This is a genomic window from Pseudomonas sp. HPB0071, from assembly GCF_000478505.2.
Taxonomy (GTDB): Bacteria; Pseudomonadota; Gammaproteobacteria; order Pseudomonadales; family Pseudomonadaceae; genus Chryseomonas; species Chryseomonas luteola.
In genome coordinates, this window is sequence record NZ_KI517367.1 from 3,467,871 (window position 1) to 3,486,111 (window position 18,241).

Annotated in this window: 18 protein-coding genes; 8 read left to right on the forward strand and 10 right to left on the reverse strand. The window is 56.8% G+C overall.

Features of this window, described 5'->3' with window-relative positions; genetic code table 11:
* The first annotated feature begins 13 nt into the window (after positions 1-13).
* Positions 14-370: a hypothetical protein gene (locus HMPREF1487_RS16150; protein ID WP_125912962.1), complete on the forward strand. Its 357-nt coding sequence runs from the start codon at positions 14-16 to the stop codon at positions 368-370.
* 9 nt (positions 371-379) lie between these two features.
* Entirely contained in the window at positions 380-949 is a 570-nt protein-coding gene (locus HMPREF1487_RS26335; protein WP_010797752.1) for a hypothetical protein, read from the forward strand.
* Between the two features lie 17 nt (positions 950-966).
* On the opposite strand, the gene HMPREF1487_RS26830 is transcribed toward HMPREF1487_RS26335, so the two are convergent.
* Genes HMPREF1487_RS26830 through eat form a run of 4 tightly spaced genes read right to left on the reverse strand, consistent with a single transcriptional unit; the run spans position 967 to position 4,783 of the window.
* A complete protein-coding gene (locus tag HMPREF1487_RS26830; protein WP_010797753.1) occupies positions 967-1,134 on the reverse strand; it encodes a DUF2897 family protein in 168 nt (55 codons plus the stop codon).
* Positions 1,135-1,182: 48 nt separating this feature from the next.
* Positions 1,183-1,959: an ethanolamine ammonia-lyase subunit EutC gene (eutC, locus tag HMPREF1487_RS16160; protein ID WP_010797754.1), complete on the reverse strand. Its 777-nt coding sequence runs from the start codon at positions 1,957-1,959 to the stop codon at positions 1,183-1,185.
* Positions 1,959-3,353, reverse strand: coding sequence for an ethanolamine ammonia-lyase subunit EutB (locus HMPREF1487_RS16165; protein WP_010797755.1), 1,395 nt, complete (start codon positions 3,351-3,353; stop codon positions 1,959-1,961). The genes eutC and HMPREF1487_RS16165 overlap by 1 nt, the downstream gene beginning before the upstream one ends.
* A gap of 59 nt (positions 3,354-3,412) precedes the next feature.
* Positions 3,413-4,783: an ethanolamine permease gene (gene eat / locus HMPREF1487_RS16170; protein ID WP_010797756.1), complete on the reverse strand. Its 1,371-nt coding sequence runs from the start codon at positions 4,781-4,783 to the stop codon at positions 3,413-3,415.
* A 226-nt stretch (positions 4,784-5,009) separates the two neighbouring features.
* Between eat and pyrF the strand changes: the two genes are divergently transcribed.
* The 4 genes from pyrF to HMPREF1487_RS16190 all read left to right on the forward strand — a co-directional run bounded on the left by pyrF (position 5,010) and on the right by HMPREF1487_RS16190 (position 9,714).
* Positions 5,010-5,708 (forward strand): orotidine-5'-phosphate decarboxylase, encoded by a 699-nt coding sequence (gene pyrF, locus HMPREF1487_RS16175; protein ID WP_010797757.1) that lies wholly within the window; start codon positions 5,010-5,012, stop codon positions 5,706-5,708.
* A 126-nt stretch (positions 5,709-5,834) separates the two neighbouring features.
* Complete coding sequence (locus HMPREF1487_RS16180; protein WP_010797758.1) at positions 5,835-6,752, forward strand: AAA family ATPase; 918 nt, start codon at positions 5,835-5,837, stop codon at positions 6,750-6,752.
* A gap of 5 nt (positions 6,753-6,757) precedes the next feature.
* Positions 6,758-7,714, forward strand: a complete 957-nt coding sequence (locus HMPREF1487_RS16185) for a DUF58 domain-containing protein (RefSeq protein WP_010797759.1) — start codon at positions 6,758-6,760, stop codon at positions 7,712-7,714.
* Positions 7,711-9,714 carry a transglutaminase TgpA family protein gene (locus HMPREF1487_RS16190; RefSeq protein ID WP_010797760.1) on the forward strand — a complete coding sequence of 668 codons (2,004 nt, stop codon included), beginning with the start codon at positions 7,711-7,713 and terminating at the stop codon, positions 9,712-9,714. The genes HMPREF1487_RS16185 and HMPREF1487_RS16190 overlap by 4 nt, the downstream gene beginning before the upstream one ends.
* Before the next feature lie 13 nt (positions 9,715-9,727).
* Here HMPREF1487_RS16190 and HMPREF1487_RS16195 read toward each other — a convergent pair whose 3' ends face one another.
* From HMPREF1487_RS16195 to HMPREF1487_RS16205, 3 genes are all read right to left on the reverse strand, one after another.
* Positions 9,728-9,937 carry a hypothetical protein gene (locus HMPREF1487_RS16195; RefSeq protein ID WP_010797761.1) on the reverse strand — a complete coding sequence of 70 codons (210 nt, stop codon included), beginning with the start codon at positions 9,935-9,937 and terminating at the stop codon, positions 9,728-9,730.
* 95 nt (positions 9,938-10,032) lie between these two features.
* On the reverse strand, positions 10,033-11,496 hold the full coding sequence (locus tag HMPREF1487_RS16200; protein ID WP_010797762.1) for a methyl-accepting chemotaxis protein: 1,464 nt from the start codon (positions 11,494-11,496) through the stop codon (positions 10,033-10,035).
* A gap of 118 nt (positions 11,497-11,614) precedes the next feature.
* Complete coding sequence (locus HMPREF1487_RS16205) at positions 11,615-12,439, reverse strand: TatD family hydrolase (RefSeq protein ID WP_010797763.1); 825 nt, start codon at positions 12,437-12,439, stop codon at positions 11,615-11,617.
* 174 nt (positions 12,440-12,613) lie between these two features.
* Here HMPREF1487_RS16205 and HMPREF1487_RS16210 point away from each other — a divergent pair, with 174 nt between their 5' ends.
* Both HMPREF1487_RS16210 and HMPREF1487_RS16215 read left to right on the forward strand, forming a co-directional pair.
* On the forward strand, positions 12,614-14,035 hold the full coding sequence (locus HMPREF1487_RS16210; protein ID WP_010797764.1) for an MltF family protein: 1,422 nt from the start codon (positions 12,614-12,616) through the stop codon (positions 14,033-14,035).
* 182 nt (positions 14,036-14,217) lie between these two features.
* Positions 14,218-14,532: a hypothetical protein gene (locus HMPREF1487_RS16215; RefSeq protein ID WP_037030853.1), complete on the forward strand. Its 315-nt coding sequence runs from the start codon at positions 14,218-14,220 to the stop codon at positions 14,530-14,532.
* Here HMPREF1487_RS16215 and greB read toward each other — a convergent pair.
* The 3 genes from greB to HMPREF1487_RS16230 are packed head-to-tail and all read right to left on the reverse strand — an operon-like array spanning position 14,523 to position 18,234.
* The gene (gene greB / locus HMPREF1487_RS16220; protein ID WP_010797766.1) at positions 14,523-15,020 is read right to left on the reverse strand and encodes a transcription elongation factor GreB; all 498 of its coding nucleotides are present in this window, start codon (positions 15,018-15,020) and stop codon (positions 14,523-14,525) included. The genes HMPREF1487_RS16215 and greB overlap by 10 nt on opposite strands.
* A 25-nt stretch (positions 15,021-15,045) precedes the next feature.
* Positions 15,046-17,553: an ABC transporter permease gene (locus tag HMPREF1487_RS16225; RefSeq protein ID WP_010797767.1), complete on the reverse strand. Its 2,508-nt coding sequence runs from the start codon at positions 17,551-17,553 to the stop codon at positions 15,046-15,048.
* Positions 17,554-18,234, reverse strand: coding sequence for an ABC transporter ATP-binding protein (locus tag HMPREF1487_RS16230; protein WP_010797768.1), 681 nt, complete (start codon positions 18,232-18,234; stop codon positions 17,554-17,556).
* Between the last annotated feature and the right edge of the window lie 7 nt (positions 18,235-18,241).

The following is an 18,241-nucleotide window of genomic DNA, read 5'->3' on the forward strand; positions in this document are numbered from 1 at the left end:
TGAAGAGGTAAAGGTGTCGATGGGCTCGACCGAGGCCGCAAGCTGGCTGCCGATGATTGGAGTGCTAGGCAATGTACCGCTGGTGCTTGTTTGGCTGACAGGGCTGCTGGTGGCTTGCCTGAAATGGCGAACGCACCGCAAGGCGAGCCTGTTATGCCTGTTGAGTATGGTCATCCTGCTTGTCTGGCTTGCAGCCTATAGCGCGCTTACGCTGGCATTGCCGGTTTTACTGCCGCTCTGGCAGATCCCACTGGCGCCAGGGTGGGCGTATGCGTTACTCAACGCCGTCGGCAACCTGGTAACCGCAGTGTGCTATGCGCTATTGCTGTGGGCCATCTTCACAGGAAGGAGTTCACGACGTTCTGCCTGAGGCTTTCTTATGAGGACTCTACGTTGGATGGTGAGTGGTCATAAGCCGTGCTGGCTGGCGCTGGTATTGATACTCAGTGGGTGTGATAAGCCGGAAAAGGAACCGCCCAAAAAGCCAGCCGAACCGCAGGCGGCCTCTGTAGAGCAGACCGCGCCAAAACCAGTATCGCCAGCAGCTTCCCATGCCAAGCCAGTACCGGACACTTCGGCCCGGCAGGAACCCATCCTCACCTCCCGTGTCCCTGAAAGCTTTGATGAGGAGCCTGTGCCGGCTCCTCAGCCGGACAAAAAGCCTGAGCTGGTTATTGAAAAAACAAAGCCCAAACCGGTGCCCAAGACTGTAAAACAGAAGCTTCCCGAACCGGAGGAGCCACTCAAGGTTGACCTGAGTATTCCCAAAGAACTTATCGAGAGCGCAGTGCCTGTTACAGCAGAGCAAAAGGAGCCGACGGGCATGCTTCCTCCGCTGTTCGACAAGCATGAGGAGAATGATCGATTCAACCTGAGCGGTCGAATACTAAATCGCGAACGCTCAGATGATTTCGAAGGTGCTGAGTTGCAGTTTGAGTTCAGGCGCTAAGTCACAACTTAGGATATCTAGCGATTCCGGGCATCCTTGGCGTCCATTTCCGCGTTTCGCTGACGGATCCGCTGACGCTGCTCATCAGTGAGCTCTACCTTGTTGGCCGAGCTGCGAAGCATCAACAGGCTACCTACAATCGAGCCCACCGCAATAATCAAGAAAAGCCAGGCATACCAGGGCATGGTGCAGTCCTCCGTGCAAATGAAACAGTCTATGCTGCTTAGACCCGTCTAGGCAGTAGGAGTGCTTTTAAGCAAGGGTAAAACGCTATCGTCTTTCAAGTTGACCCCGGTCAGTTTTAGCTTTAAGGCCTGCTTGATCAGGTAGTCGAGTTTATGAACCGCCAAGCGGTACGGTAGCCCCTCGGGCCGTACATTGGAAATACAGTTACGCTCGCTATCCATACGTCCGCGGCGGGGCTGGTAGGTAACGTATAATCCGAGGCTGTCAGGTGATGTAAGACCAGGTCGCTCTCCGATCATCACGATTACGAGCTGAGCATTGAGCCGCTCTCCAATCTCGTCACCCAAGGCCACGCGGGCTTGCTCGGCAATGACCACGGGTATTTGGGACCAGTCGGTATCGAAACGCTCCTTTAGTAGCTCAAGTATGGGAACTGCATGGCTACTGGCCGCAAAGGACGACAGCCCGTCGGCAATGACGATAGCGATGTCCGGAGCAGGCGCTTCAGCCATTAACTGCTCACGGCTGGCGATATCCAGCATTCGGCCATGATCCGGGCGTAATAGATACTGCTGCCGATCCGCAGCCTGGCTGTGTACATGAATCGTGCGAAAACCTTTTGACTGGAGTTGCTCGCTCAGCATGTGGACATCCAGCGGATGGTGTACGGCATCTCTTGCCTGCGCATGAGCCAGGCCGAATCGAAGTACTTCCGCCGTGGGGAGGCTTGAGCCAACTCGGCCCAATGCTATACGTGCCGACGTATGGGTGCGCAGTTCGTCCCAGGGGTTTGTCTGGACCAGCGTAGGTTTGGCGGTCGTCATCATGCGGCTCCCGGCAGGTGGGGCAGGGCACGTAGCAGCTGGTGCTCGCGGTTGATGTCTCGTAGCTGTCCGGAGGGCTCTGTAATGGACATGCGGGTCAGCCAGGCTTCAAATTCGGGGGCACGCCTTAAATCCAGTACGCTGCGCAGATAAAGTCCATCATGAAAGGAAGTGCTCTGGTAGTTGAGCATAATGTCGTCAGCGCCTGGAATGCCCATGATGTAGGTCAACCCGGCGACGCCCAAAAGCGTCATGAGTGTGTCCATGTCATCCTGATCCGCTTCGGCATGGTTGGTGTAGCACACGTCGCAGCCCATCGGGACGCCCAGCAGCTTGGCGCAGAAATGGTCTTCAAGGCCGGCCCGGATGATCTGCTTTCCATCGTAGAGGTACTCGGGACCGATAAAGCCAACCACCGTATTGGTCAGCAGCGGTTTGAACGTCCGCGCGACCGCGTAAGCACGTGCTTCGCAGGTCTGCTGGTCAACACCATGGTGTGCGCTGGCGGAGAGGGCACTGCCTTGACCTGTCTCGAAATACATGACGTTATCGCCCAGCGTGCCCCGCTTGAGTGAACGGGCTGCATCATGCGCTTCCTGTAACAGGCTCAGCGTTACACCAAAGCTATCGTTGGTCTTTTGCGTGCCGGCAATGGATTGAAAGACTAGATCAACCGGGGCGCCTTTTTCGATCGCCTTGATTTGGGTGGTGACGTGGGTCAGTACACACGTCTGCATGGGAATATCAAAGTGCTGACGCAGCTCATCCATCATCTCCCACAGCGGCGTCAACGTTGAAAGCGAGTCACTGGCCGGATTGATACCGACAACGGCATCGCCTGCACCGTAGAGCAAGCCATCCAGCATGCTGGCCGCAATGCCTTGCAAATCGTCAGTAGGGTGATTGGGCTGCAGGCGCACCGAAAGATGGCCGGGCAAGCCTATCGTATTGCGGAAGCGGGTTATGACCTGGCATTTTTTGGCTACCAGGATCAGATCCTGATTGCGCATCAGTTTGCTGACAGCGGCGGCCATTTCAGGCGTGATGCCTGGCGAGACCGCTGTCAGGGTTTTGCTGTCCGTACTGTCGAGCAGGAGCCAATCACGAAAATCGCCTACGGTGAGATGACTGATAGGGGCAAATGCAAACGCGTCGTGACTGTCGATGATCAGGCGTGTTACGTCGTCCTGCTCGTAGGGAATCAAGGCCTCCTCAAGAAAGCGTTTGAGCGGGACATCCGCCAATGCGATCCTGGCAGCCATACGCTCCTCTGCCGAGCCGGCCACAAGCCCGGCCAGTTCGTCACCCGAGCGCGCCGGACTGGCCTTGGCCAGAAGTGTCTTGAGGTCTTCGAAGCGATAGGCCTGATGGCCGATGATGGTCTGGTAGATCATACACACTCCGGTTCTGTGACTGTCTCAGAGGGCCATCCCGAGGACAAGTGCTATCAGGCTCATATGGCGTTGACCTTCAGCAGGCTATCCGTGGGCGCCTGGGCACGCTGGCGTGCGGTAAAAAGAAAGTAGACGAAGCCGACGCCCATGAAGGTCAGGAAGACGAGGCCTATGACTGGGTTGAACCATGCCATGGCGACCAGGCAGACCAGTGCAATGGCCAATGCCAGCGCGGGTACGAAAGGGTAGCCGGGCGCACGGTAACTGCGCGGCAGGTTAGGTTCGGTGCGGCGCAGCCTGAACAGGCTCAGCATGCTCATGATGTACATGACGATGGCACCAAATACCGACATGGTAATCATGGCGGCAGTCAACGACATGCCTTGGAGGTTGATGAGCCCGTCGCTATAGATAGCCGCAACGCCCACGACCCCACCTGCAATGATGGCGCGATGGGGCGTCTGGAAGCGTGACAGTTTGGCGAGTCCGACGGGCAGATAGCCTGCTCGCGCCAAGGCAAAGAACTGGCGGGAGTATCCCAGAATGATTCCGTGGAAGCTGGCTACCAGACCAAACAGGCCGATCCATACGAGCATGTGTAGCCAACCGGAATTTTCGCCTACCACCATCTTCATGGCCTGCGGTAAGGGATCATTGATGTTGGAAAGCGTACGCCAGTCTCCAACGCCACCTGCGAAAAGCATGACGCCAATGGCCAGTACCACCAGTGTCAGAATGCCCGTCGTGTAGGCTTTGGGAATGGTGCGCTTGGGATCCTTGGCTTCTTCGGCCGCCATTGCAGCGCCTTCGATGGCAAGAAAGAACCAGATTGCGAAAGGGATGGCAGCAAAAATGCCAGTAATGGCGGGCATACCGAAGGTATCCGAGCCTGCCCAGCCATTAAGAGCAAAATTGGCGAAGCTGAAACCGGGTGCTACTACGCCCATGAAGACCAGCAGCTCCAGAACGGCCAGTACGGTCACGACCAGCTCAAAGGTGGCTGCCAGCTTTACGCCCAGAATATTGAGTGTCATGAATGTGATGTAGGCGCCTACGGCTGCAAGTTTGGGATCAAGCGCAGGGTACTGAACATTCAGATAAGCGCCGATGGCCATGGCGATGGCAGGCGGTGCAAAGACAAATTCGATTAGCGTGGCAAGGCCGGCAATCAGACCGCCTTTCTCGCCAAAGGCACGGCTGCTGTAGGCAAAAGGGCCTCCTGCATGGGGAATGGCTGTGGTGAGCTCGGTAAAGCTGAAAATAAATGCGGTATACATGGCGGCGATAATAAGCGCCGTTACCAGAAAGCCGAGCGTTCCGGCTACGCCCCAGCCGTAACTCCAGCCGAAATACTCCCCCGAAATGACCAGGCCTACAGCGATACCCCAGAGATGCAAGGTGCCCAAGGCGGGTTTTAATTGTGTAGTCATCTTGTCTTCTCACCGAGTGGGTTCACGGGTAACCATTGCAGCGAGCATGCCAGCCTGTTATTGGCTTTTTGGCGGCTTTCTAACACCATAGCTGCCCAAACGTAGGGCGCCAGCCAAAAAGTGACTCTTTGTTTTGGTGCATGGGTGTAGCAGACAAGCAATCCTTTTGCCGGGAAATGGCTTTCTGCGACAATAGGGCTTCCCTGGATTCATATGTGAGAGTGCCATGCCTGCTTGCCAGACACCGATTATTGTCGCCCTGGATTTTCCTACTGCCGAGGGTGCCCTGGCGTTGGCGGATCAGCTCGATCCGGCGCAGTGCCGCGTCAAAGTGGGCAAAGAGCTGTTTACTTCCCACGGCAGACCTGTCATCGAAGCGCTGCATGCCAAGGGCTTCGAGGTCTTTCTGGATCTCAAATTTCATGACATTCCCAATACCACAGCCATGGCCGTCAAGGCTGCTGCCGAGCAGGGCGTCTGGATGGTGAACGTCCATTGCTCGGGCGGTTTGCGTATGATGACAGCCTGCCGGGAGACGCTCGACACCCTTTCCGGCCCCAAGCCACTGCTTATTGGCGTGACAGTGCTGACCAGCATGGAGCGCGAAGACCTGGCAGGTATCGGTCTGGACATCGACCCCAAGGAGCAGGTCCTGCGTCTGGCCGGATTGGCTGAGCGCGCTGGTATGGACGGGCTGGTATGTTCGGCTCAGGAAGCCTCTTCGCTCAAGGCCGCTCACCCCAGCCTGCAGCTGGTCACTCCAGGTATTCGCCCGGCAGGCAGTTCGCTGGATGACCAACGTCGTATTCTTACGCCGCGTGAGGCGCTGGACGCCGGATCCGATTATCTGGTGATCGGCCGCCCCATCAGCCGCGCCAGTGATCCCGCGGCGGCATTGACGGCTATCCTGGCTGATCTACGCTGAAATTAGGAGATGTTCGCATGGCTCGCTCTAGCATGAGCGTTGCCTGCGAGCGTCACAAAAGATTTCAGGCCCTGTTCTTCGCTTGTACGGTTCAAGTAGCATCGGGCTGTTCAAAAGGAGAACGTAATGCACGCGCAACTGGAAACCTGTCTCCAAGCAGTCGACAGGGTCCTGCTCGGCAAGGACAAGCAAGTCCGCCTGGCCATGACCTGCCTGCTCGCCAAAGGTCACTTACTGATTGAAGACTTGCCCGGTATGGGCAAGACCACGCTGAGCCATGCCCTGGCCAAGGTACTCGGCCTTTCGTTTCAACGTATCCAGTTCACCTCCGATCTGTTGCCTGGCGATATTTTGGGTACCTCTGTCTTTGACAAGGACACTGGGCAGTTCGTCTTTCACCAAGGCCCGGTTTTTACCGAGTTGCTATTGGCCGACGAAATAAACCGGGCAACGCCAAAAAGCCAGAGTGCACTACTGGAGGCGATGGAGGAGGGGCAGGTCACTATTGAGGGTGCGACTCGCCCACTACCGGAGCCGTTCTTTGTCATCGCGACCCAGAACCCTGTTTCTCAGGGGGGAACGTTTGCATTGCCCGAGTCCCAGCTGGATCGCTTTTTGATGCGGCTTTCGCTGGGCTATCCAGGCCGCGCAGCCGAGCGAGCATTGCTGTTGGGTGGGTCGGGTAGAGACCAGCTTCCCAGGCTGGAGCCCCTGCTGGATCATCGGCAGCTGGCTGCTATCCAGAACGAAGTGCCCAATATCCATGCCAGCGATGCGGTGGTGGACTATGTGCTGCGTCTGGTCGAAGCAACCCGTACGCAACCTAACTTTGCCCTGGGTCTCTCACCAAGAGGCAGTCTGGCGCTGCTGGGTGCCGCCCGCGCCTGGGCGCTGTTGGACGGTCGTGACTATGTAATTCCTGAGGATGTTCAGGTTGTCTTGCCTGCCGTAGCCGGACATCGTCTGCGGGATCAGGCTGATCCTGCCGGTCATGGGGGCGGGGCGCTGGTCCAATGGCTGCTCCGTGAAGTCCCGGCACTCTGACGCTTATGAAAGCAGGTTTTTTCCGTCGTCAGTGGAGCGCCTGGCTCGATCGACGCATACCCGCTGCGCCATCCATGGTATTGCACCAGAAGCGCATTTTTATCCTTCCCACCCGCCAGGGCACAGCGTTTGGCGTTGCGTTGATTTTGATGCTGCTTGCAGCCATCAACTACCAGAACAGCTTGGCGTACGGCCTGACGTTTCTGCTGTTTTCGGTTGGGATCGTCACCATCCTGCATACCTATCGAAATCTGGCGGGACTGCGGTTGACGGCAGCTGGGTCAGCGCCAGCGTTCGTCGACGAGCCCGTGCGGTTTCGGGTGCGTCTGGACGATGAAGGGCGCGCCCATCAGGCCATTGCAATCGGGTGGGGTAAGGACACGCTTCAATACACCGATGTCGAGGCAGGTAGCGCCAGTGAGTTGGACCTCTTCCTGACACCCGTGAGGCGGGGATGGTTGAGGCCCGGCAGGCTGCGGGTAGAAAGCCGATTTCCGCTGGGGCTGATGGTGGCATGGAGCTGGCTTGATCTGGAGCAGAAAGCCTTGATCTACCCAAAACCGATACCGGGTGATTTGCTGTTGCCGGCGGGTCTTGACGCAGACGCTGACGAAGGTGCCCGCACTCAAGGGCAGGGTGCTGATGATTTTCTGGGACTCAGACCTTACCAACCAGGGGACTCACGTCGCCGGCTGGACTGGAAAGCGTACTCGCGTGGACAGGGCCTATTGGTCCGGGATTTCGCCATGCTGACAGGCAGTGATTTATGGCTCGACTTTTCTGTATTGGACGGAGATGTCGAAGCACGACTATCCCAACTGTGCCACTGGGTTCTGGTTTGCTCCGCCAAGCAGCAACGGTTTGGGCTGCGCTTACCAGGAACCGTGCTGGGCCCTGATACCGGTGAGGCACATCAGTCGGCATCGCTCAAGGCACTGGCTCTGTTCGGACAGCCCTCATGACAGCCGTTCAACCTATCCCCCGTATCGCGCTGACCTGGTTGCTGGTTGCCCAGGCATTAGTCATTGCGCCCCACTTGTTCCATCTGCCGTTCTGGATCGTCGGGCTGTGGCTGGGGTGCGCGTTCTGGCGTATTCAGCAGTTCAGGATGAGGGCTCGGGCACCTACCCGGATTGAAAAAGCCGGCTTGCTGATTGTAGCTGCCGCTAGTGTCTGGTTCGCCCAGGGTACGGTGATCGGGCTGGACGGCGGAACCGCGCTGCTCATCTCAATGTTTGTGCTCAAGCTGGTCGAAATGAACACAAGGCGGGATGCCTTGGTAGTGATCTTTCTGGGCTTTTTTGCGGTTGTCATTGCTTACCTGTTTGATGACAGCTTTCTTGCCGCCTTGTATAGCCTGTTGCCCATCTCTACGCTGCTAGCGGCGCTCATTGGCCTCCAACAGAGCGGCATGGCGCATCGGCCATGGCCTACCTACAGGCTGGCCGGAAGTCTGGTGCTTCAGGCACTGCCACTCATGCTCGTGTTGTTTCTCTTTTTTCCACGCATGGGACCGTTGTGGTCAATGCCACAATCGGGTGACAAGGCCGTAACGGGGCTTTCGGACAATATCGCTCCCGGCGAGATTGCCGAACTTTCCCAATCTGCCGAGCGGGCATTTCGAGTCAGCTTCGAAGGGACGCCTCCGCTACGCAATACGCTTTACTGGAGAGCAGTAACTTTCGAGCGCTTCGATGGCCAGCGCTGGTCGGTCAGCCAGGAAACTGCCTACAGCACTGCCCCACAATGGCAACCGGCTGGCGTTGCTATTCACTATACAGTGGTTATGGAGCCAAGCCAGAAGCCTTGGCTGTTTGCGCTAGACGTGCCGCAAACCAATCAGAGTGACGTCAGGCTGGTCGGAGATTTCCACCTGCAACGCCGAAGACCCGTTGATACGCCTTTGATGTACGAGGCGACATCATGGCCGCAAGTGATACGCGAGGAAGCTATAAATCCGGCCAACTCACGGCGCGCACTGCAACTACCTACCAACAACGACCTGCAAGCGCGTGCCTGGATTAAAGATCTGCAGCAGCGCTATCCCGAGCCTCAGGCATTGGCAGAGGCGATACTGCGCTATTTTCGTGTGGAGCCTTTTATTTACACCCTCAAACCGCCAGTCGGGGGGACGAATGCTATCGATGCCTTTCTCTTTGAGCATCGTCGTGGCTTTTGCGCCCATTATGCTGGTGCGATGACATTTCTCCTGCGTGTCGCCGGTATCCCTGCACGTATGGTGGCGGGTTATCAGGGAGGAGAATACAACCAGGCAGGCAATTACTTGACGGTCCATCAATTTGATGCACACGCCTGGGTAGAGTACTGGGTTTCCGGAAAAGGCTGGGTAAGCGCCGACCCTACGGCCCAAGTCGCGCCCGAGCGGGTAGAGCGTGGCCTTGAGGATGCGTTGTCAAGTGCACGAGGTGAAGGTGCTTTTCTAGAGTCGTCACCCTTCTCACCGATGCGCTATCGACAACTCGCCTGGCTTAACGAAGCCCGGATGGCGTGGGACAGGCTCAACTATGGCTGGCAACGCTGGGTTCTAAATTATCAGGCTGAGACGCAAGGCGACCTGCTGCGGAATTGGTTTGGCAAGGTCGATAGTGCCACGTTTGTTGCGACGCTTGTTGGCAGTGGGGGATTGTTGATGGGGCTATTGGCGGTATGGCTGCTCAAACCCTGGAAACAGGCAACTGACCCACAAACACGGCTATTCAATCAGTTCGAGCGAGTGGTAAGGCGCTACGGACTGACTCGTGAGAAAGCTGAAACCGTCCGTCATTTCATGCAGCGTACTATTCAACGACTCCCTCACCAGCAAGGCGAAATTGAAGCGTTCTGCCTGACCTTCGAACGCCAGCGCTACAGCCGCGAAACTGTGGATGAACATCTTCTTAAAGCACAGCTAAAGGCTTTGAAAAACGCTCTAAGAACATCAAAAAGTGCTGATCAGGCCTAGAGAAAGCGCTCGATCAGCTGACAAAAAGCGAGTGGGACTTCTTGCTCGGCTCGTGAAACTGGATCGCCATTGCCGCTACGATACCTACAACGCCCACTGCAACACTGGCAAGACTATGGCACAGCAGGCCGCTGGTAACAGTCAGCGCAGACAGGCTGACAAGCGGGACCGACAGCATCAGTGCCGTATCGCGTGAGGAGGCCCGATTCATCATATGGCGCATGATTGCACTCCTGTTAATTGATACACTTACTGTAAGGGCTTTGATAATGTGGTCGCGAATCGTTCCTCACTATCAAAGCCATAGTTTACTTGTGCTTAAAGCTTGAGCTGTTGGATGGCCCTGTTCAGGTCACCTGCCAATGCGGCCAGCTCCTGACTGGTTGCCGATGCATCGGATGTCTGCCGTACGGTATGCTCGGTAACGTCTCGTATACCGACCACTGAGCGGCTCATTTCCTCTGCTACGTGAGACTGCTGCTCGGCGGCAACCGCAATCTGCGTGTTGCTGTCGCGCATCTGCGCCACGGCTCCAGCAATCGCCGCCAAGGCCTGTCCGGCTTCGGCAGCTTCTTCAACACATCCATCTGCTTTGATCGAACTTTCGTTCATGAATTCAACCGCATCGCGCGTTCCTGCCTGAAGCGTTGCAATCATCTGAGTGATTTCGTTGGTTGAATCCTGTACACGCTGTGCCAGATTACGGACCTCGTCAGCCACGACGGCAAACCCGCGGCCCATTTCGCCCGCGCGAGCCGCTTCAATGGCAGCATTGAGTGCCAGCAGGTTGGTCTGTTCGGCAATACCATGAATGACACTGACGACGCTGCTGATTTTCTGGCTGTTGTCAGCCAGATGCTGGATCATTTCAGCCGTCTGCTGAACACCCTGGGAAAGTCCGGAGATCGACTGGCTGACGCGCTCGACTACGGTCTGTCCGGCACCGGCTAAACGATCGGCTTCCTTGGATTGATCCCGAGTGTCGGCGGTGTGCTGGGCGATGTGATGGACCGTTGCAGACATTTCATTGATGGCTGTTGCCGTCTGGTCCGTTTCGCTCTGCTGATTCAACATGCCGCGCTGTACTTCCCGCATCGTGCTGGCCAGACGTGCTGCGCCCTCATCCAGTCGAGTGGCGGTCTCGGTCACCGTCATGACAATACGTTGATAGCCCCCCTGCATTGCATTGAACGCGTTGGCCATCTGGCCGACTTCGTCACGGCTGTTGAGCGGTACTCGTGCTGACAGGTCACCGCTGCGCTCTACGTGCAGCATGACATCCTTGAGTGTATGCAGGTTGGTCAGAATGAAACGGATCAGAAGCTGAGAGGCGCACAGTAGTGCCAGCATTAGCACGAAAACGGCCACACCGTATTCGAAGGCGCGATGCATGAAGACCTCGCCAAAGCTCACCCGCTCCACGGTTATGGCAAACGGCTGACCATCGGAGGTCTGGGCAACCCAGGCTCCTGCCAGCGCTTCGCTGCGCTCCAGTTCCACCCAGTCCCGCTTTCCACTCAGCGAGACTGCATCGACTCCAAGGCGCGCTAGCGCAGCGGTGTCGTTGAGTTTCACCGCTGTGTCTGTAACCGGGAATTGAGCAGCCGCTAACGTCGATAGATGGCTGGCTTCCAGTCTGGCAGCGTTCTGACCGGCATCAAGGCGGGCATTCTGCTCAAGATGCATGGCAAACAAGACCAGTAACAACGTCGTAAAGAAAGCAACGGCGTTGACGGCCCAGAATTTGTACTTCAGGGAAATGTCTCGAATCCAACCACTCATGGAATGTTGTGTCCGTAACGGGAGTTTTTCCAGCATAGAGCCGGAACAAAATGTCGAAGCGGTCTACAGAGGCGACCGCTTCTTTCCACTCAGGTTAACGGCACAATAAAGAGCAGCTTTAGGTCGGATCTTCAAAACTCGCTTCAATCACCGGCAGGTTGAAAAACTGCCGGGCTGTGACTGTGGTATGTGCGGCGAGGGCCTGAGGCGACTCGTGACGATGGCGAGCCACTTCATGCAGTACTTCAGTCAGGAATGCTGGTTCGTTATGCCCACTCTTGGGTTTGGGGCGTAGCGTGCGCGGTAGCAGATAAGGCGCGTCGCTTTCCAGCATCAGGCGGCCCATGGGAATGTCATTCATCAGCGGATGAAGGTGTGTACCGCGACGCTCGTCACAAATCCAGCCGGTAATACCGATGTGCAGGTCCAGATCCAAGTATTGATAGAGGGCCTGTTTTTCGCCGGTAAAGCAGTGCACGACAGCCGCGGGAAGCTTGTCGCGAAAATCGCGTATAATGGCCAGCAGACGTTCGCTGGCGTCTCGTTCATGCAGGAAGACCGGAAGTTGTAGTTCAACGGCTATGGCCAGTTGTTCTTCAAGCGCTTTCTCTTGCACGGAGCGGGGAGCAATGTCGCGGTTGAAGTCCAGCCCGCATTCTCCAAGAGCACGTACTTTCTGCTCTTTTGCCAGCGCCTTGAGGCTGTTACCTGTCGTGGCGGTCCAGCTTGCTGCTTCGTGTGGATGAATGCCGGCTGTTGTAAACAGCGTGTTCGAGTCATCCAGCGTGCGGCAAAGTTCGAGCGCAGCCTCGCTTTCAGCAAGGCTTGTGCCGGTCAGTACCATTTGAACGACACCCGCTGTGCGCGCTCGCTCAATAACGGCTTCGGCTTCTCGCGCCAGGCTGGGATGAGTCAGATTGACGCCGATGTCGATCAGTTGCATGAGAAATACCTAATAAACGGTGGCCAGCTGAGTATCAGTCTGTCCATTTAATAAAAAAGTCGATCATGAACAGGATTATGTCGGTGTTCATGGGTAGTTCGGCTTCCATTGCCTCCTGGAAAGGGAGGGCGTCGTTGCGCCTTGTCTTGCGCTTGGCCAACCATGGAGAACCGGATGGCGCGTCATCTTATTGTTGTGTGTTGTCTGCTGTTGTTGTCACCTTTTCCTGCCCAGGCACGGGTCGGAAGTACAGAGCACTGGAAGCAGGAGAAGACCGTACGTGACCTGTCTGCGATTCGAACTGCAGGCGTGCTGCGTGTCCTGGTCAATCAGAACCGTAACAGCTCCGGCGAACTGGACGGCAAGCCCATCGGCATAGAGTACCGTCGTCTTGATGCCTTCGAGCAGTATCTCAACGCCAAGGGCAAAAAGGCTCAGCCGCTCAAGGTTGTTTTCATCCCAAAGCCTAAAGAGGAATTACTGGCTGCGCTAGAGCGGGGTGAGGGTGATATTGCTGCTCCGGGTGAGCTGTTTTCGGGGCCTATCGGGACCAAGATCGTACGCAGCCATCCACTGATGACCAATACGCCACTTGTAGTCGTCAGCCGATCAGGGCAGCGTCGCTATACTCGTCTGGATCAGCTGTCTGGTCGCCAGCTCACTCTGCCAGCCGGTAGCGCAGCCGAACCCGCGTTGCGCGAGCTGAATGCGCAACTGGCTAAGCGTAAGCTCAAGCCCATCGAGCTTGAGCGGGTTGACTCCAGCCTGGGTGTTGAGGATGTGCTGGAAATGGTTTCCGCTGGAATCTTCTCCCTTACGGTCGTTGAACAGCCTATTGCAGACCGCTGGGCCAAGGTCTTGCCCAAGCTTCATGTAGAGCGGCGGCTAGTAGTGGCCAAGCAGCAGGATATGACTTGGTTTGTCCGGCGCGATACCCCTGAACTGCGTAAAGCGGTGAATGGCTTTCTGGCTGGAAATCGTATGCCGACCGGCAGCGATGTGGCGTTTCAAAAGGCCTACAAAGGCAGTTCCAAGGTCCGGAATCCGTTAGGTGCAGACGATCACCAGCGGCTTACCGAAGTTCGTCCGGTCCTGAAGCGATACGCGAACACTTACAATCTGGATTGGCTAACCCTGGCGGCTATGGCTTACAAGGAATCAGGTCTGGATGGCGCTGCCAAAGGTAGCGGTGGCGCAACAGGGCTGATGCAAATTACACCATCGGCGGCCCGAAGCGTTGGGGTCAAGAATATTCGCACGGTTGACGGCAATGTGCAGGCTGCTGCTCGCTACATGGCAAAGCTGCGCCGCCAATTCTTTTCAAGCCGCACGCTGGATGAGCGTGAGCGTCGGGCTTTTGTTCTCGCAGCTTACAACCTGGGACCAGAGCGGGTTCAGCGGCTGCGGACCGAAGCGAAGCGACAGGGGCTTAACCCTAACAAGTGGTTCTTTCAGGTCGAGCGAATTGCCTCTGAAAAATATGGGATGGGCGTCGTCAATTACGTCAGCAGCGTCAATAAATACTATCTGGCGTATGCCCGCGAGCGTGACCGGCTGGAAGAGGGCAAGCGCAGCATCCGTATTACCAGTCGTTAATCCGGTTGGCAAACCGCCGTGCTTGACAGCATGAGTACCGCTTGCCTAGGATTCGAATGCGCCGATTTAAACAGCAACTTGCGGGGCGCGAGTCTATCGAGACTCAAAAAATACCGCTAAAGCGCTGGCCGGTGATTGCCTCACCGCTGACCAGCGGGACTTATGAGGCGGATACCATCACCATGACCATTTCCCACTGCCAATTGCGCCTGACCCCCATTACTCACGGATCGCTCAGCTCGCATCCTTCCATTTTGCTTGGCGGACTGCATCAGCCCACACTGCTCCGGTATCTGGAAGGCTGGCCAAGGCGTTGGCCTGCTTCTCGCTCCTTCCAGATCCGTTTTGCCCAGCAACCGCAGGAGTTGAGCCAATTTGCCAAGGACATGTTTGACTTCGCCGTCATCGAAGCGCCTTCCAGGGACCAGGCGGCTGCGGTCGTGCATGAATTGACACGGATTGCCCGGCAAGGCGTGATTACCCGGCGTCAGGGGTAATCAATTTCTACGATGTACCAGCGCTTCTCGCCGGTTGGTGTCTGCACGGTAATTTCCGCATCCAGCGGTTTACCGACCATGGCACGAGCCAGCGGGGCGTCGATGCTGATCTGGTTGAGTTTTATGTCGAACTCATCCGGTCCTACGATTCGATAGCGAGCCTGTTCACCCTCGTCATCTTCCAGGGTTACCCAGGCGCCAAAATACACCTTGTTGGGATCTGCCGGCCGCTCGCTGATAACCTTGAGATTCTCCAATCGCTTACGCAAAAAACGTACACGGCTATCGATTTCACGCAGCATTTTCTTGCCATAGGTGTACTCGGCATTCTCTGAACGATCACCCTGGGCCGCCGCTTCGCTCACGGACTGCGTGACTTGTGGTCGACGGACATTCCAGAGCTCATGCAGCTCGGCGCGCAGGCGCGCTTCGCCTTCGGGCGTAATCAAAGGGGTGCCTGCACTACGAGGCGGTCGGTATCGACTCATACATCCATTCCATATAAAAACCTGATTAACCTTCCCGCAGAATGCGTAGCGGACTGACCGTCAATGCCCGTCTCGTTCCCAAAAGACCGGCTGCAGCAATCATTGCTGCGCCTATCAGGGGAAGCAGCAAAAGCCATGGGTGCGGTTGCCATGGCATATCGAACACAAGGCGGTACAGCAAAGCTGTAATGATCTCACACCCTAATGCTGCCAAAAGTCCACTGGTTGCGCCAAGCAAGGCAAATTCAACCCGGCGGGTGCGTATCAGGAGTCGTCGCTCCGATCCCAGTGCCCGCAAAAGTGCGCCCTGGCGTATGCGCTCATCCAGTGTGGATTGAAGACCGGCAAACAAGACCGTCATTCCAGCGGCCAATACAAAGAGCAAGACGAATTCTACCGCAATGGTCACCTGGCCCAGGATGCTGCGTAGTTGCGCAAGGATCGCATCGATAGGCAATAACGTCGCGGCTGGAAACTGACGTGCCAACTCAACCATGGCCCGGTCATGGCCAGGCGGAATGTAAAAGCTGGTGAGATAGGTGACGGGAACATTGGTAAACGTTCCCGTCTGAAAGATCATGAAGAAATTGGGCTGAAAATTATTCCAGTCCACGGTTCGCAGACTACTCACCTGCGCCTCTATGATCTTGCCGGCAATATTGAAGCTGAGATGATCGCCTATCCCTACTTTGAGGCTCTTGGCCAGTTCTGCCTCTACGGATACGCCCGGCAGATCACGTGTTGGTGGTGTAACGTCCCACCACCGTCCGGCAGTGATGACATTGCCTGAGGGCAGCGTGTCAGCCCAGGTAAGACTAAGGTCGCGACGCGTGGCGCGGTCTCCGCGTGACTCGCTTTCTACGACCTCGCTGGCAGGCTCGCCATTGATCAACACCAAACGACCCTGCACGATGGGATATAACGGTTTCGGATTGGGCGACAGCTGGCTGATCTGTGCCGCAAAGGCGTCCTTCTCGGCAGGCAGGATATTGAGTGCAAAATAATTGGGGGAGTCCGCTGGCAGCTGGTCCTGCCAGCGGTCCAGTATTTCTCCGCGCAACAAGGCGATAAGCGCCATCGCCAACAAAATCAGCCCAAATGCCAGGGCCTGTCCGGCAGCAGCGACTGGATGACGAAGCAATTGGCCCAGCCCCAAACGCCAGGCAAGCGGTGCCGAGGCTAGCATGCGGCGTAATCCTTTCAAGCCCAGCAGCATTAGTCCGCCAAGCACTACTGTGGCAGCCAGTCCGCCACCTAGCAGTGCCAGGGTTAGCCTGAGGTCCAGCGATAACCGCCACATGATCAGCCCTAAGGCCAGCAGGGCAGTACCATAGACGATCCAGCTTCTAGGAGGAACAGGAAGAAGGTCGCTGCGCAGAACGCGCAGGGGCGGGACTCGGCCAAGTGCAGCCAGGGGCGGCAACGCGAAACCAGCAAGCGCGATCAGGCCCGTCCCCATGCCCGCAAGTGCTGGAAATAGTCCTGCACTGGGGATTGTTGCGGGCAGCAACCCTGCCATCAGGTGGAAGAGCAGAAACTGGGCAAGCCAGCCCAGTACAGCACCCAGTACGCTGGCCGCCAGTCCGAGCATGGCCAGTTGCACGCTATACAGAATCAAGGCTTCCCGGCGCGAAAGCCCAAGGCAGCGGAGCAGAGCGCTTGCGTCGAAGCGCCTGACTGCGAAGCGATTGGCCGACATGGCCACGGCCACGCCAGCCAACAACACGGCGGCGAGGCTCGCTAATCCCAGGTAGCGTTGCGCTCGGTCCAGGGCGCTGCCGAGCTGACGATTACCGTCGCGTGGGTCCTCGATTCGCTGATTGACATCGAGACTACGTTCGAGCGTTGCCCGGTAACGCTCCAGCTGATCGGTCGCTCCACTCCAGAGGTCTCGGTAGCGAACCCGGCTGCCCGGCTGGATGACTTCAGTGGCCGGCAGGTCTGCACTGTTCATCAGGACACGTGGCGTCAAACTGTAAAAGTCCCCAGCGCGATCGGGTTCGTAGGTCAGGATGCGAGAGATACGTAGTGTTTTACGACCAACATCGATCGTGTCACCTATCTTCAGTTCAAGTGCCGGTAACAGACGAGCCTCGACCCAGGCCTCCCCAGGATCTGGAAGGCCTCCAACTGTTTCCTGACCTTGTGGAGTGAGCGTGCTCTTGAGCTGTCCCCTGAGCGGATAGGAGCCGCTGACGGCTTTGACGCTGGACAGTTGAATGGCCTGTTCACCGGCAATGACGCTGGAAAACTCTATGGTTTGAGCATGTTTCAGCCCTTGGGCAAGGCCGGCATCGATCTGCTCCTGACGAGCTGCCGAGGTACCTCGCAGTGCCAGGTCACCGCCTAGAAACTCCGTGGCCCTCAACACCATGGCTTCGTTCAGGCGAGCCGTGAAATAACCGATCGCACAGCTTGAGGCAACCGCAATCACCAGTGCAAAGAAGAGCACTCGCAGCTCTCCGGCTCGAACTTCTCGCATAAGCTGCCGGCTGGCTTGACGCAATAATCGGAAGAAGGGGGGGCGAGTCATTCAGGCCTCCAATGTGACTAGGCGGCCGCTTTCCAGACGTATCAGACGATTGCATCGCTGCGCGAGTCGCTCATCATGGGTCACCAGCACCAGGGTGGTTCCAAGCTCTGTGTTCAGTTCGAATAACAGGTCGCTGATACGGGCGCCAGTAGTGGTATCCAGGTTCCCGGTAGGCTCGTCGGCAAACAACACCTTGGGGTTAGCAGCGAACGCCCGTGCGATGGCGACTCGTTGCTGCTCGCCTCCAGAAAGCTGGCGCGGATAATGACTCAGGCGATGCCCCAGATTGACTCGTTCCAGAAGAGACTCGGCGCGATCACGCGCATTTTTGTAACCTTCAAGCTCCATGGGGAGCATGACATTTTCTAAAGCGGTCAGGCTGTCGAGCAGTTGAAACGACTGAAAAACGAATCCGACATGCTCGGCACGTATTCGCGCACGCTCATCCTCTGACAATGCGGCCAGAGCATGTCCCGCTAGAACAACATCCCCCTCACTCGGCTGATCTAACCCGGCCAACAGGCCTAGCAGAGTGGATTTGCCGGAGCCTGAGCTGCCTACGATGGCCAGGCTGTCGCCCTTTGCCAATTCAAGGTCGAGGCCATGAAGGATGGTGAGTTCACCTTCCGCGCTGGGTACAACCTTGCTAAGGTTCTGGGCAACTAGAATGCTGGCGCTCATGAGGATT

Bases quoted from the DNA above. Each gene is read 5' to 3' on its own strand.
- HMPREF1487_RS26335 (WP_010797752.1), top strand. From the start codon at position 380: ATGAGGACTCTACGTTGGATGGTGAGTGGTCATAAGCCGTGCTGGCTG.
- HMPREF1487_RS26830 (WP_010797753.1), bottom strand. From the start codon at position 1,134: ATGCCCTGGTATGCCTGGCTTTTCTTGATTATTGCGGTGGGCTCGATT.
- eutC (WP_010797754.1), bottom strand. From the start codon at position 1,959: ATGACGACCGCCAAACCTACGCTGGTCCAGACAAACCCCTGGGACGAA.
- HMPREF1487_RS16165 (WP_010797755.1), bottom strand. From the start codon at position 3,353: ATGATCTACCAGACCATCATCGGCCATCAGGCCTATCGCTTCGAAGAC.
- eat (WP_010797756.1), bottom strand. From the start codon at position 4,783: ATGACTACACAATTAAAACCCGCCTTGGGCACCTTGCATCTCTGGGGT.
- pyrF (WP_010797757.1), top strand. From the start codon at position 5,010: ATGCCTGCTTGCCAGACACCGATTATTGTCGCCCTGGATTTTCCTACT.
- HMPREF1487_RS16180 (WP_010797758.1), top strand. From the start codon at position 5,835: ATGCACGCGCAACTGGAAACCTGTCTCCAAGCAGTCGACAGGGTCCTG.
- HMPREF1487_RS16185 (WP_010797759.1), top strand. From the start codon at position 6,758: ATGAAAGCAGGTTTTTTCCGTCGTCAGTGGAGCGCCTGGCTCGATCGA.
- HMPREF1487_RS16190 (WP_010797760.1), top strand. From the start codon at position 7,711: ATGACAGCCGTTCAACCTATCCCCCGTATCGCGCTGACCTGGTTGCTG.
- HMPREF1487_RS16195 (WP_010797761.1), bottom strand. From the start codon at position 9,937: ATGCGCCATATGATGAATCGGGCCTCCTCACGCGATACGGCACTGATG.
- HMPREF1487_RS16200 (WP_010797762.1), bottom strand. From the start codon at position 11,496: ATGAGTGGTTGGATTCGAGACATTTCCCTGAAGTACAAATTCTGGGCC.
- HMPREF1487_RS16205 (WP_010797763.1), bottom strand. From the start codon at position 12,439: ATGCAACTGATCGACATCGGCGTCAATCTGACTCATCCCAGCCTGGCG.
- HMPREF1487_RS16210 (WP_010797764.1), top strand. From the start codon at position 12,614: ATGGCGCGTCATCTTATTGTTGTGTGTTGTCTGCTGTTGTTGTCACCT.
- HMPREF1487_RS16215 (WP_037030853.1), top strand. From the start codon at position 14,218: ATGACCATTTCCCACTGCCAATTGCGCCTGACCCCCATTACTCACGGA.
- greB (WP_010797766.1), bottom strand. From the start codon at position 15,020: ATGAGTCGATACCGACCGCCTCGTAGTGCAGGCACCCCTTTGATTACG.
- HMPREF1487_RS16225 (WP_010797767.1), bottom strand. From the start codon at position 17,553: ATGACTCGCCCCCCCTTCTTCCGATTATTGCGTCAAGCCAGCCGGCAG.
- HMPREF1487_RS16230 (WP_010797768.1), bottom strand. From the start codon at position 18,234: ATGAGCGCCAGCATTCTAGTTGCCCAGAACCTTAGCAAGGTTGTACCC.